This window comes from Arthrobacter sp. UM1 (assembly GCF_020483305.1).
Lineage (GTDB): Bacteria > Actinomycetota > Actinomycetes > Actinomycetales > Micrococcaceae > Falsarthrobacter.
Window position 1 is genome coordinate 51,611 of record NZ_JACWAB010000008.1, and the last position, 12,942, is coordinate 64,552.

Consider the following 12,942-nt stretch of genomic DNA (forward strand, 5'->3'; position numbering starts at 1 on the left):
CTGGTCTGGCCACGCGGCGGATTCGGCCTGCGCGCTCACGGACCGCTCCCCAGCCCGCGGAGCAGGCCGAGAGCGAAGACGCCCACGCCGAGGGCCAGAAAGGCAGGAAGAAAACACAGGGCAAGCGGAATCAGGAGCTGGACTCCGGCCCGCTCCGCCTGCCGTCGAGCAGCCGCAGACCAGGCGCTGCGGTGAGCCCGGGCGGCGTGAGCGAAGAGGGCGGTCCCTGCCGCGCCGCTCTCCACCACGGGCCCCAGCGTCTGGCGAACGAGCCGAGCGGCAGGAGCCAACCGACCGGCAGCGGCGTCCGTCTCCGCCCGGGCCCACGCCTCGTGCCAATCCAGTCCGACCGCGAGACCGCGCGCGGCGCAGCGCATCTGAGCCGCCGCGGAGCAGGTGCGCCCCTCGGCGAGGACGTCCAGCGCAGCGGCAGGCCCCATGCCTGTGCGCAGGAGGGCTCCGAGCAGCACCAGGGTGAGACCCGGATCCATCCCCTCCGCCGGGGCCTCAGCGCCCTCGGAAAGGCGCTCTGCGGAAGCGCCGGCCATGAAGCGAACGAGACGGGCAGTCATGCGACCACCTCCCGAGCCCGGGCCAGGATGGCCCTGGTGGCGGCCCGGCCCGCAAGGATGAACCCGAGCCCGGCACCGGTGAGCAGGAGCCCCGGCACGGAGAGAAGGGCCTCCACCCAGGACGGCCCCAGCAGAAAAACGCCGAACACAGCACCGATGGCTGGCAGCCACAGAAGAAGCCTCGCGGTGGCCTCCGGCCCGGCGAGTGCTGACTGCACGTGCTCTTCCGCCTCCACACGGTCTTGAACGGTCGAGGCCAGGTGCCCGAGGGTTTCCGCCGCGGGGATGCCGTGGTTCGCAGAGAGCCGCAGGCAGAGCGCGAGATCCGGAAGGAGACTCCCTCCGCCCGCCACCGGGGACGCGGCTGCGGAGGCGGTCCTCCAGCCCCGACGTCCGGGCGAGCTCCCTTCCGCATCCTCAGGCAGAGCCGCGAGCCAGTCGGCACCTGATGCACCGAGCCGCTCAGCCCGCGCCGCCGAGCGGAGCACGCCCAGGAATCCCGATCCTTCCGCATCGGCGAGATCTCTCTGGCCCTCTGCCGTCCCGGCGATGCGTTCCACGGCATCCCACACGGGAACGCCCGCGCTGACCAGTCCTGCGATGCTGTGCAGGTGCATCGCGGCGGCGCGCTGCACGTCCAGTGCTGATCGCCCTCCTGCGCGACGGCCCGGGCGAAGCACTCCTCGCCCGCCTCGCCCCGACGAGCCGAGGGGGCTCGGCTCGAGGCTGCCCCTCGCCGTATTCGGCCAGTCCCCGTGGCCCGCTTGCTGCGCCTTCAGAATCCGCACAGCGCCTCCAGCCTCTCCATCCCCTCGCGGGCGCTCCACGCCCCGCCGTGGAAGACGAGGGCGGGCACCACCCGCATCCGCGGCTGTCCGGACTCGTCCGGGCTGGCCTCGAAGACGCCGATCTGCTCGATCCTCCGGCTCCCGCGGTCCCGGCGCACGTGGATGACTGCGTCCAGGGCCGAGGCCGCATAGAGCGCCGTGGTGGACACGTCCATCCCGGCGAGTGCCCCGAGAGCGGCCAATCGCGCCGGCACCGCGTCCGCGGAGTTCGCGTGCAGAGTCCCGCCGGATCCCTGATGCCCCGTGTTCATGGCTGTGAGGAGCTCACGGACCTCGGCGCCGCGGCACTCGCCCACCACCAGGCGGTCCGGCCTCATCCGGAGGGCCTGCCGCACCAGCTCGGCCACGGACAGCTCGCCCTCGCCCTCCGTGTTGGCCTCGCGGCTCTGGAGCGAGACGGCGTGGGGATGGCGCGGATCCAGCTCGGCGGCGTCCTCCACGAGGAGGATCCGCTCGTCCTCCGGGACCAGCCCCAACAGGTGCCCGAGAAGCGTGGTCTTCCCGGACCCCGTCCCGCCGGACACGAGGAAGTTCCTCCGCCGCCGGACCACCGCCTCCAGCACGTGGCGCGCGTACTCGTCCTGTACGCCCTCCCCGAGGAAGGACTCCAGCGACGTCCGCCGCGGGCGCGCCACGCGGACGGAGATGAGCGTCCCCCGGCTGGCCACGGGCGGAAGCACGGCGTGGACTCGGCAGCCGCGCAGCTGCACGTCAGCGCAGGGGCGGGCGTCGTCGATCCTCCGGCCTCCCAGAGAGATGAGGCGCTGGGCCAGCCTCCGCACCTCCTCCTCGGAGGAGAAGCGGGCCTGGATGCGCTCAAGCCCCTGGCCCCGGTCCACCCAGATCTTCAGGGGGCCGTTGACGAGGATGTCGGTGACGGACGGGTCGTCCACGAGGGGCTGCAGAGCGCCCAGGCCGCGAACGTGCGCCGTGACCGCCGGAGCCGCGGCGAGCACGCCGTCCGAGCCCAGCAGCCTCCCCTGTGCGGCGAGCGCACGGCCGATCTCCACCGGCCCGAGCCCCGCGTCCGCCTGTCCCGCGAGGCGGCCGCGCACACCGGCGACCACTCCGCTCTCCTCGAGCAGGGCCAGCCGCTCAGACACGGCGCATCGCCTTGGCGCAGAGCCGGGCGATCTCCGGACGGGAGGTCAGCGCAGAGAGCGCCCCGGCGTCCTCCGCGAGCGCGATCTCCTTCGAGTAGGCGAAGACGCCCAGCCTCGGCAGCCCCACGAGATCCGCCACGAGCGGGGCCGAGGGCTGGCTCAACCCGCGGCGGCGCTGGACCACCACGCAGGCCGCCTTCTCCGGCCCGACGCGTGCGGCCATGTCCCGGGCGCACTCGATCCCCCGCTTGGTGGGCGCGACGAGGAGCAGGATCTCGTCACAGGCCTCGGCCACGGACGGGTCCACGGCCGGAGATCGCCCGAGGTCCAGGACGACCGTCTCGAACGCAGAGCGGACCGCGGTCAGGATGCTGTCCCGCGACCCCTCGTCCGGAAAGGCCCCGCTCGGAGACCTCCGCCCCAGCACGGCCAGCTTGTCCACGGTGGGCAGCTCGGCGGCGATCTCCGTGGGGTTGAGCTTTCCCTGCACGCGCCCGAAGTCCTCCCACCCCAGGCCGAAGGCGTCCTCGGCGGCGAGCGCGTCCATGACTCCGTAGCCGTGCGCGTCCGCCTCGGCCAGGAGGACCGAGGCCCCGGTGCGCGCCCCGTACAGTCCGAGCAGAGCCGCCAGCGTGGTGCACCCCAGCCCGCCTGATCCGGAGACGACCCCGATGAGACGGCCCTGCGGCCCCGCGCCCTGCCGGAGCAGTCGGCTCACGAGCCACGGCGCCGCTTTCGGCAGCACTGCCACGGGCACGCCTCCCGCCCATTCCGCCGCGGGCCAGGCGGCATCTTGGGCGTCCTCCCGGCAGACCACCACGTCCGGCAGGGTCCTTCCCGCCTCATAGCAGCTCTCCGGATCCGTCCACCACGCCAGGGGAGGCGGCCCCTCCCACTGCTCGGGCCGTGTCACCACGCCGAGCTCACAGGACGCCGCGGCCACCACGGCGGCAGCCTCCTCGGTGAGGTTCCAGTCCCGCGTGACCAGGACCAGCGGGGCGGTCTGCCGCTGCTCGGGAGGACTGTACGGTTCCCGGAACGGCTCGGGATAGGCGGTGAATTCATCAAAGCCGCGAGGCTCGCACGGGGGCTCGGGTTCGGCCAGGGCGGCCAGCTCGTCGTCGTTCATGCCCTCCACCCCACCGCGGGAAGGGACCCGCGGGTGCCGGGCCTCCGCGAAACGTGGACAGCGTTCCCGCCGCGCCGCGGCGGAACGGCCTGTGGAGGACCTGCGCCCGTCCCGCGTCCCGCACCGCCCGCGCCGCACGCCACCCCCAGCCCGCGTCTCGCCACCACGTCCGCCCGCGCCATACTGGAGGCATGATCCTCGCCGCCGCTCGCACCCCGGAGGGCTATGACGTCCAGCCCCTGGACGCGAGCGGCCGTCCCCTCGCGGCGCCCAGGACCCTCACCGTGGACCGGCTCATCCGCATGGCCCGCCACCCGGACTACGCCTCGGCGCTCTGGGTGTTCGACCGCGTCCGCTACCCCGCCGTCGAGCTGCGCCTCGCCGGACTCTCCCTGCCCCGAGCGCACGATCTCTGGCTCACCCGCCGCATCCTGCGGAACTCGCCGCTCGTGCAGCCGAGCGACTACACCCGCGCCCTCCGCTCCCAGTCCGAGCCGCCGCTTGCCGCGGATCCCGAGGACCGCCCCTGGATGACCGAGGAGCAGGCCTCCCAGGAGACGCTCTTCGAGGGCTTCGGCGGCCAGAGCGGCCACCGCTTCCCGGGGCTGCCCCACGCGCTCGCCCGCGGCCACAACCGGCCCGTGGCCCAGACCCTCGCGGAGGTGGTCGCCGAGTTCCAGGCGCAGACCGCCGCCGTCGCCGCGAGCTCGGACCCCCGCCGCCTCGGGCTGCTCGTCCGGGCGGAGTCGGCGGGCGGGCTCGTCGCCGCGGATCTCGAGGTGGACGGGCTCCCGTGGGACCGCGCCGAGCACGAGCGCCTCCTCACCGAGCGCCTCGGCCCCCGCGTGCCCGAGGGCGTGCGGCCGCGCGAGCTCGAGGGCGTGCGGCCGCGCGAGCTCGAGCGCCGGGCGCAGGAGATCGAGTCCCTCCTCGGCGTCGGCAAGGTCAACCCGGACTCCCCCGCGGACGTCCTCCGCGCTCTCAAGCGGGCCGGCTTCCAGGTCTCCTCCACGCGCAAGTGGGAGCTGCGGCCGCTGCAGGACAACCCCGCCATCGCGGCGATCCTCCAGTACAAGAAGCTCGCCCGCCTCGCCACCACGAACGGCTGGCACTGGCTGGACACGTGGGTCCACGGCGGGCGGCTGCGCAGCGAGTACGTGCCCGGCGGCGTGCCGAGCGGCCGCTGGGTCTCGCTCGGCGGGGGCCTCATGCAGCTGCCGCGCGAGCTGCGCGCCACGGTGCGAGCCGAGCCGGGGCGCAAGCTCGTCGTCGCGGACGTCTCCCAGCTGGAGCCGCGCGTCCTCGCCGCGATGAGCCGGGACACCGCGCTCGCCGAGGCGGCCCGGGGGCACGACCTCTACCAGGCCATCGCGGACGACGCCTTCGAGGGCCGCCGCGACCACGCCAAGATCGCCGTCCTCGGCGCCATGTACGGCGCGACGACGGGCGAGGCCGGCGCCTACGTCCCCGTGCTCACGCGCGCATACCCCCGCGCGGTGGCGCTCGTGGAGGAGGCGGCGCGCCGCGGCGAGCAGGGCCTCGCCGTCCAGAGCTTCCTCGGCCGCGGCACCCCCGTGGACGGGCTCTCCGAGCGCGAGGCCGAGAGCCTCGACCCCCTTCCCCGCGAGCGGCAGGACGCCTCGGCGGCGCGCGCCTACGGCCGTTTCGCCCGCAACTTCGCGGTGCAGTCCTCAGCCGCCGAGTGGGCGCTCTGCTGGCTCGGCACCCTCCGCACCCGCCTCCGCCAGGAGTTCCCGGGCACGGCCGAGCTCGTGTACTTCCTCCACGACGAGGTCATCCTCCATGCCGACGACGACGCCGTGCCGCGGGCTCTCGCCCTCGTCCAGGAGGCGGCGGACCAGGCTACGCGGACGCTGTTCGGCGAGATCCCCGTGGACTTCCCGCTCACGGCTGCCGCGGTGCAGGTCTACGCAGAGACGAAGGAGTAGGGAGCGAAGGCGGGGCCTGAGAAGAGACGAGGGCACCGTTTTTGCAGAAGCTTCTCCGGCAAGATTCCGCCTCTTTGGCGCTCTGTTTTCCTGGCCTCTGGCGCTGAAGGCGCCGCCTTCCGATGCTCATGCCCACACTCATTCGACGGGCTGCGCCCCGAATCTTCAGGGATTTTCCCGATTCAATGGCCGTTCGCACCCTTTAAATCCAGAAGGAAACCTACACGATTTCTGAGGTTCCCTCTCGAAATGGGCGGCAATGAGGCCACAGGAAAGTGCAGTAACTTCATCCATGTGGCGCTCGCCAGCTCTTCCCGAACACCAGAAAAGCAAAGGAGCTTCTCGTGAAGAAGAAACTGGCCATGCTTCTCATGGCAGGCACCGTCGCGGCGCCTCTGGCGCTGACGCCGGCCACACCCGCCAATGCTGCATTCGACTGTGGGTACAGAATGTGCATGTGGGACCACCTGAACTATTCAGGATCCAAATGGAACTTCAGCCCAGACCAAGTCAACTTCGTCAATGCCGCAAACGAGCGAGCGACCAGCTTGCACAACAACCACGGACGGCAAGTCCAAGTGTACAGCGATGCAAATCTCCAGGGCAGGCGGTTTGGGATCAGCCCTTGGATGGGAATCAATGATCTCCGCCAGTACGCAGACCACCCCGGCACACCCGCTTGGATCAGCAACTGGAATGACAAGATCTCGAGCTATGTTCGATTCTGACCGCTTGGAATGAACATTCCACACGGGGAGCGCCCCCAGCAGAAGACGCGAGGCGCTCCCCGCCCCCATACCGCAATCAATGAACTTGAAAACTTGCTGAAACAGAGCCCTCAGTTGAAAAACAAATCACATCGGACTACGTCCCCCTCAGCAGAATTAGTCGCCCTGCTGTGCGCAACCCTCCTCTCGTTGACCTCCTGCTCGGTTGCCACTGATGGGAGCCAAACGCTTTCTAAAGGACAAGCAACCGCCCACCTCAACCCGAGCAAGGGCCACATTGACTTTCCAATCGACCGCTTTGGGCCTTCAGTCGAAGAGATGAATCTCTATAGTGAATTCGCCCATGAGAAGACAAACAGATGCCTGAGAGAATCGGGGCTCCCCGCCGAGGGCCGACGGTTCACAGAACGCAGACCGCGATTTGAAGACCGGATTTACGGAATCTGGCACGAGTCAAATGCCGCAAAATATGGTTATGTCCTTCCGCCTCACCCCTCCGACAATGATGACCAATCGCAGGGCAGCGGAAGCGCCGAACTTCGCGAATACGAGAGGTGCTCAAAGGAGTTCTTCAACAAGCACGGGGACATTGAGGGATTTGATTTCACCTCTCTCAACGAGAAGCTCCGCCTCAGGGCCTACGCCGCAGCAGTCCAGGACCCCCAATGGAACCGGACCGTCTCCGCCTGGAAGTCCTGCATCCGCGACGCCGGCTACTCCATCAAAGACGACCCCGACACCTGGTCCCCCGAAGGCACCCTCGAGACCACCCCCGAGAGCATCCGCATCGCCCTGGCCGACATCGCCTGCAAGAAGAAGCACAACGTCATCCAGACCCTCGCCGACCTCGAAGCCGCCTACCAGGACACCGTCATCACCGAGAACGAAGCAGCCCTGAAACAGCGGCGCGAACGCATCGACACACAGATCGCCGAAGCCAAGGCCTACCTTGCCCAGAACCCCACCCTCGAAACACCGACTCCATGACCGCACTCCACTCTCGACCCCGGCGACTCAACCGGCCTTGGCTCACCGCGGGCTTTGTGCTCGCCGTCGTCGCCGCGCTGATCGGCTCGTTCCTTCTGGGCGGCGCCCTCACCACCCCCACGGAGAAAGCGCTTAACTCTGCCCCGGAGAGAATTCAGGCGTTTGCCTCGGCCGAGCGCCGCGCGGTGACCGCCCACGCGCCGTTCACCGGCAAGATCACCCGCGGAATCGAACAGCCGCTCCTCACGGAGCCGCCCTCCGGTGTCTCTGCCACCGTCACCCACATGGCTGTGGCTGAGGGCCGCACCCTGCATGCCTTCGACTACCTCGGCGAGCTCGCCGGCGTCCCTCTCTTCGCTGTGTCTTCTCGGGTCCCGCTCTACCGGGACCTCAGACTCGGAGACCGGGGCCGGGACGTGCTCGCCTTCCAGCGAGAACTGGCCTCCAGTGGCTTCCCCGGGGTGCGGGCCACGGGAGTCGTCGACGAGGTGACGTTGGAAGCCGTTCAGCTCATCCACACGAACCAGCTCGTTCCTCCGCCCGCCAGGACGCGCAAGGAGACGGTCATCCGTCTGGCCTCCTTCGTGAAAGCCGATCTTCGGTCTGCCACGGTGATCCGGACGGCCGCCGTCGCGAGCACGGTCGGCGAGAAGAACCCGTTCCTCACCGTCTCCTCCGGCGGGCTGGCGGTCTCCGGGTTCGCCACGCTGCCCCTCGCGGACAGTCTCAGCCCGGGAGCGAGCGTCAAGCTCGCTGCGGGCACGGTCACGGGGACGGGCCGAGTCGCCGAAGTGGGTCCGTTCGCCAAGAACGAGGAGCAGGTGCTGGGCCGCGCCGTCACCGTCCACCCGGACCCCTCGTTCGCGTCTCTGCCGGACAACCGAACCGTGACCGTGGAGCTCACCTCCGCTGCACCACCCGGACTTGCCGTTCCGCTCATCGCGCTCCGGCAGCATGAGGGCGGCTACGCCGTTCTGGCCGCCAAAGACCGGGATTCCGAGCCCTCGCTCGTCCGTCTCAACGTCACCTCTCAGGCCGAGGGGTGGGCAGCCGTCTCCGTTCTGGAGGGCGAGCTCTCGGAGGGCCACACTCTGTGGATTCCGTAACGCTGCCCCAGCCTTCCGAGCCGGTGCTGCGGCTGGAGAGTGTCCGAAGGGTGTTCGGGCCGGCCCCGGAGACCGTGGCCTTGGATCATGCGTCTCTCGAGGCTTTCGCGGGCGAAGTCCTCGCCATCGTGGGCCCCTCTGGCTCCGGCAAGTCCACGCTGCTCAACATCATGGGCCTTCTGGATCGTCCCACAGACGGGCGCGTTGAGATCCTCGGCACCGAGGTCTCGACCCTGACCGAACGGGAACGGGACCGCTTCCGTGGAAACCACCTCGGCTTCGTGTTCCAGTCCAGCCACCTCATGGGACACGAGAACACACGTGTCAATGTCGCGCTCGGCCTGCGCCTCCAGGGCCGCCCGTTTCGGGAGCGAGTGCACCGCGCCGTGGAGCTCTTGCACGAATACGGCCTCGGCCACCGCGCGTCTTCGCCCTCACGGCTGCTCTCCGGCGGGGAGAGGCAGCGCGCGGCAGTGGCCCGAGCTGTGGCCGGAGCTCCCGCGCTCATCCTCGCCGACGAGCCCACAGGCAGCCTCGACAGCGCCAACGCCCGCACCGTCATGGGTCATCTGCGCTCGCTGGCCGAACAGGGCGCTGCCGTCGTCGTCATCACCCACGACCCGTCTGTGGCGGCCTGGGCAGACCGCCGCCTCGAGATGCTGGACGGACGCCTTTCCGCCGGGCAGACAGAGAACGCTGTCCCGCTCGCCGCCGAGGGCCTCCCCTCCGCCTCTCTGCTGCCGACGACGTCGCAAGCCGCCCGCCCGGGCAGGGCACGGTCCGCGCGGACGGGGCCCCCACGGCGCCGACCCGTTGGAGAGCCCATGACCCGCCGTCTGGCCACCCGAGCGGCCGACTCCGCGTCTGACGCCGTGAACGCCGTCTGGGCCTCTGCGACGCGCGGCCTTCTGCTCATTCTGGCGTTCGCCCTGGGGGTGGGAGGACTCGTGGCATCCACCGGCCTCGCTGAGACCGCTCGAGCACAAGTCTCCGACAGGATCGACGCCGCAGCCCTCAGCCGCTTGGCCTTCACGGACGAGCGGAAGCCCGCTCCGAACGCCCACGAGCCCGGTCACAGCGCACCGCAGGCGGAGCAGTACCGCGCCGTCCCCGAACCCTCCGAGCTTCACGCAGTCGAGGAAGCCGTCTCCAGACTGGCGGGTGTGGTGAGCGTGGGCTTCGAAGGCCTCGATCCCGTTCAGGGGGTCACACGCGTCGTAGGGCTCCACACCGTTGACAGGCAGAAGCCCGTCAGCATCGCCGCCGCGAGTGCGGGGCGGATGCGGCAGATCGACCCGGCACCGCTCCCCCTCTGGGACGATGAGGCTGGCGGGGACCAAGCGGTCCTCGGCGCGGACGCCGCGCAAGCCCTCAGTGTGGACCGGGCCGCACCCGAGGTGACGGTTTATGTCGGAAGCGCCCACACCAGCGTGGTTCGCGTTCTCGCTCCGCGCGGCGATCCCCTCGTGGACTCCCGGGTCTTTGTGAATCCGGCCGCTGCGCGGAAAACCGGCCCCTTCCGGCTCTCTTACACGGTTGAAACCCGGCCGGGCTTCACCACCGCGCTCGCCGAGGCGATTCCGCGCACCCTCAGCCCGGGGTCCCCGGGCGCGATCCACGTTCAGACCACCGCCGACCTGCGCTCGCTGCGTCGAGGTGTAGGCAGTGACCTCTCGGTCATGGCAGGCGTTCTCTCGGCTGTCCTCCTCCTCTTGGCCTCGCTCTCCGCAGCCACGAGCATGCACCTCTCCGTCGTCAGCCGCACGGGCGAGATCTCATTGCGCAGGGCGCTCGGACAAAGCCGCGGATCAGTCGCCAGACAGTTCATTGCAGAGGGGGCCGTTATGGGCCTCGCGGGCGGGACCCTGGGCATCCTGTTCGGCATCCTGGCAGTCCTTGCCCTCAGCCTCGTCAACGGTTGGACCCCTGTGCTCGATCCTGCAGCGATGACCTCACTCGGCCTGGCCACGGGAACAGGTGTGGGGGCTCTCGCGGCCGCGCTGCCGGCGTCGAAGGCCGCACGCATCGAGCCAGCGGCCGGACTGCGTCTGTGAACAGCTGACCCCTAATACCCCCGCGGGTCCACCGTCCGGCTCCCGGCCACGGGCTCGGACCAGCCGAGCTCCTCGAGCAGCGCCTCCACGAGGTACCCCGTGAACCCCCAGACGAGCGTCTCCGCCACCTCGAACCCGGGCCCGCGGAAGACGTGGGAGTCCCGGCGCAGCTCCGTGGTGACGCGCAGGCTCGCGTCCGCCAGGTCCCGCACGGGCACGGTGAACACGCGGGCCGTCTCCCCCGGGTCCACGGGGGCCAGCAGCCGCGGCGCGTCCCACCAGGCGAGCACCGGCGTCACGAGGAAGCCCGAGATCGGCACGGGCACCGGGTCCAGCGCGCCGAGCACGGTGTAGTCCTCCTCGAGCAGCCCCGTCTCCTCCTCGGCCTCGCGGACGGCTGCGGCCACCGCGCCGGAGTCCGCCGGGTCCTGGGATCCGCCCGGGAAGGCCACCTGCCCGGCGTGCGTGCGGAGCGTCGCGGCGCGCTGGGTGAGGAGCACGCTGACCTCCCCCTCGACCTCGCCGAAGAGCATGAGCACGCTCGCCTGGCGCCCGGAGCGGGCCGCGGACCTCGCGTAGTCCCGGTTCAGGCGGGCGAGCCGCGCCACGGGGCCGGCTGCGGCGCGCTCCACGAGGGCTTCGAGCTCGGAGCGGGCGGCACGGGAGTCAGTCGGGGCGGGCACACGGACACCCTACGCCGAGAGCGGGTATCCCATCGCCCGCAGCTCGCGCCGGGTCTTCCCTGCGAGCATGAACTCCCGCAGCTCCTCGCGCCCCGGCGCCAGCTCGTACCTGCCGAGCGCCTGCGCGCCGAGCGGGTCCGTCTCCCCGATCCCGTAGCTGGGGCAGAGCTTCGCGATCGGGCAGATCCCGCACGCCGGCCGCCGCGCGTGGCAGATGCGCCGGCCGTGGAAGACGAGGTTCTGGGAGAGCACGGACCAGTCCTTGCGCGGGAACAGCTCGCCGACCTCCCGCTCGACCTTGACCGGGTCCTCGAGCTCCGTGAACCCGAGCCGCCGGGCCAGCCGCCCGAAGTGCGTGTCCACGGTGATGCCGGGGACGCCGAACGCGCCGTGCAGCACCACGTTGGCCGTCTTGCGCCCCACGCCCGGGAGCGTCACGAGGTCCGCCTGCCGCGGCGGCACCTCTCCCCCGAACCGCTCCACGAGCGCGCTCGCGATCCCCATGATGCTGCCCGTCTTGGCCCGGAAGAACCCGGTGGGCCGCACGATCTCCTCGACGTCCTCCACCCGCGCCGCCGCGAGCGAGGCCGCGTCCGGGTAGGCGGCGAACAGCCGCGGCGTCACCTCGTTGACGCGCACGTCCGTGGTCTGGGCGGAGAGCACGGTGGCCACGAGCAGCTCGAACGCGTTCTCGAAGTCCAGCTCCGGCACCGCGTACGGATAGAAGTCCGCGAGGATCCGGTTGATCTTCCGCGCGCGCCGCACGAGCCCCAGCCGCGTCTCCTCCCGCGCCACTACGCGCGCTCGATCCCGCGGAGGTCCGCGAGCGTGCCCCGCGCCCCGTCCTCGAGCTCGACGACGAGCGAGTCTCCCCAGTCCTCCCGCGCCAGGATCCAGATCCCGGGCCGGGCATGGCCCACGACGACGCCGGTCCGCGCGTCCCGCACCGCCCTGCGCTCGGGCACCGCGAACCAGAAGGGCTGCCGGGAGTTCGGCTCCCGCCGGGTCTGGGGACGCTCCTCGCGGGCCCCCTGGGACCCGGCGCGGCCCAGACCGCGGGCGCTGTCCCCGCGTCCGGCCGGGCGGCTCTCCTGCTGCGCTCCGGCGGAGCCTGCGGCGGGGAAGGCCGTCGTCGCCGTCGTGCTCCCGAGGCTCGGCAGCGCGGTGGTCTGGAGCATGGCCGCCACCTTGGGGTTCGCGGCGGAGGCGCGCGTGGTGAAGTCGTGACCGAGGTCCCGGGAGAAGGCCGGGATCCAGCGGGCGAAGGCGGTGGCCGCCGTCATGGCGGCGGCGGCGAGGACCGCGAGCGCCGTCGGGAAGGACATGTCCTCGGACGCGAGCACCAAGGCGTACAGGAGGGCGTTGAGGGAGACCGCCGTGGCCCACTGCTCCACGTTGAGGCCGGCCACGCGGCCGTTGACGCCGCGGACGAGCGGGCGCAGGAGCATCCACATGCCGATCGCCACCGGCATGAGGAAGAGGGCCACGTGCCCGTAGAGGCTCGGGGCGGAGCTCGCGTTGACGGCGAACGTGCCGCAGACGGCCAGCACGGCCACGGCTCCGGCGAGGACGGCCTCGCGCAGGCTCCACACGGCCACCGCCGTGCGCCGGGACTCCGGCGGGACGAAGTCCGGGTCCGGACCGTTCGGCACGGCGCTCACGCTCGAGCGCTCCCTGGCGCGAAACGACACACTCTCTCCTTGATCATCGGCTGTGGCGGATCGGGGCTGTCCAGGCTATCGGAGAACGCTGGGCGTTCGGCGTGCGCTGGCGCTCCCTCACC

At 71.0% G+C, this 12,942-nt stretch carries 12 protein-coding genes; 5 read left to right on the plus strand and 7 right to left on the minus strand.

Annotation, left to right across the window (positions count from 1 at the left end; all coding sequences use genetic code 11):
- Positions 1–35: 35 nt before the first annotated feature.
- The 4 genes from H9I38_RS09395 to ssd form a co-directional block, all read right to left on the minus strand.
- Positions 36–572, minus strand: coding sequence for a type II secretion system F family protein (locus H9I38_RS09395; RefSeq protein ID WP_226338565.1), 537 nt, complete (start codon positions 570–572; stop codon positions 36–38).
- Positions 569–1,207 (minus strand): hypothetical protein, encoded by a 639-nt coding sequence (locus H9I38_RS09400; protein WP_226338566.1) that lies wholly within the window; start codon positions 1,205–1,207, stop codon positions 569–571. Before H9I38_RS09400 ends, H9I38_RS09395 begins: the two co-directional genes overlap by 4 nt.
- Before the next feature lie 140 nt (positions 1,208–1,347).
- Positions 1,348–2,523 (minus strand): TadA family conjugal transfer-associated ATPase, encoded by a 1,176-nt coding sequence (locus H9I38_RS09405; protein ID WP_226338567.1) that lies wholly within the window; start codon positions 2,521–2,523, stop codon positions 1,348–1,350.
- Positions 2,516–3,652 (minus strand): septum site-determining protein Ssd, encoded by a 1,137-nt coding sequence (ssd, locus tag H9I38_RS09410; RefSeq protein WP_226338568.1) that lies wholly within the window; start codon positions 3,650–3,652, stop codon positions 2,516–2,518. Before ssd ends, H9I38_RS09405 begins: the two co-directional genes overlap by 8 nt.
- 191 nt (positions 3,653–3,843) lie before the next feature.
- On the opposite strand from ssd, the gene H9I38_RS09415 reads away from it, so the two are divergent.
- From H9I38_RS09415 to H9I38_RS09435, 5 genes are all read left to right on the plus strand, one after another.
- Entirely contained in the window at positions 3,844–5,601 is a 1,758-nt protein-coding gene (locus tag H9I38_RS09415; RefSeq protein ID WP_226338569.1) for a bifunctional 3'-5' exonuclease/DNA polymerase, read from the plus strand.
- 344 nt (positions 5,602–5,945) lie between these two features.
- Complete coding sequence (locus tag H9I38_RS09420) at positions 5,946–6,329, plus strand: peptidase inhibitor family I36 protein (protein WP_226338570.1); 384 nt, start codon at positions 5,946–5,948, stop codon at positions 6,327–6,329.
- Between the two features lie 318 nt (positions 6,330–6,647).
- A complete protein-coding gene (locus H9I38_RS09425; protein ID WP_226338571.1) occupies positions 6,648–7,316 on the plus strand; it encodes a hypothetical protein in 669 nt (222 codons plus the stop codon).
- Positions 7,313–8,422 carry a peptidoglycan-binding domain-containing protein gene (locus H9I38_RS09430; RefSeq protein WP_226338572.1) on the plus strand — a complete coding sequence of 370 codons (1,110 nt, stop codon included), beginning with the start codon at positions 7,313–7,315 and terminating at the stop codon, positions 8,420–8,422. The genes H9I38_RS09425 and H9I38_RS09430 overlap by 4 nt, the downstream gene beginning before the upstream one ends.
- 80 nt (positions 8,423–8,502) lie before the next feature.
- Positions 8,503–10,476, plus strand: a complete 1,974-nt coding sequence (locus H9I38_RS09435; protein WP_226338573.1) for an ABC transporter ATP-binding protein/permease — start codon at positions 8,503–8,505, stop codon at positions 10,474–10,476.
- A gap of 11 nt (positions 10,477–10,487) precedes the next feature.
- Here the strand turns inward: H9I38_RS09435 and H9I38_RS09440 are convergent, their stop codons facing one another.
- The 3 genes from H9I38_RS09440 to H9I38_RS09450 are packed head-to-tail and all read right to left on the minus strand — an operon-like array spanning position 10,488 to position 12,850.
- Positions 10,488–11,159, minus strand: a complete 672-nt coding sequence (locus H9I38_RS09440) for an NUDIX hydrolase (RefSeq protein ID WP_226338574.1) — start codon at positions 11,157–11,159, stop codon at positions 10,488–10,490.
- 9 nt (positions 11,160–11,168) lie between these two features.
- Positions 11,169–11,954: an endonuclease III gene (nth, locus tag H9I38_RS09445; RefSeq protein WP_226338575.1), complete on the minus strand. Its 786-nt coding sequence runs from the start codon at positions 11,952–11,954 to the stop codon at positions 11,169–11,171.
- Entirely contained in the window at positions 11,954–12,850 is an 897-nt protein-coding gene (locus H9I38_RS09450; RefSeq protein WP_226338576.1) for a hypothetical protein, read from the minus strand. The genes nth and H9I38_RS09450 overlap by 1 nt, the downstream gene beginning before the upstream one ends.
- Between the last annotated feature and the right edge of the window lie 92 nt (positions 12,851–12,942).

What these genes read in the sequence shown, in the direction of transcription:
- H9I38_RS09395 (WP_226338565.1), bottom strand. Translation starts at nt 572, where the DNA reads ATGACTGCCCGTCTCGTTCGCTTCATGGCCGGCGCTTCCGCAGAGCGC.
- ssd (WP_226338568.1), bottom strand. Translation starts at nt 3,652, where the DNA reads ATGAACGACGACGAGCTGGCCGCCCTGGCCGAACCCGAGCCCCCGTGC.
- H9I38_RS09415 (WP_226338569.1), top strand. Translation starts at nt 3,844, where the DNA reads ATGATCCTCGCCGCCGCTCGCACCCCGGAGGGCTATGACGTCCAGCCC.
- H9I38_RS09425 (WP_226338571.1), top strand. Translation starts at nt 6,648, where the DNA reads ATGAATCTCTATAGTGAATTCGCCCATGAGAAGACAAACAGATGCCTG.
- H9I38_RS09430 (WP_226338572.1), top strand. Translation starts at nt 7,313, where the DNA reads ATGACCGCACTCCACTCTCGACCCCGGCGACTCAACCGGCCTTGGCTC.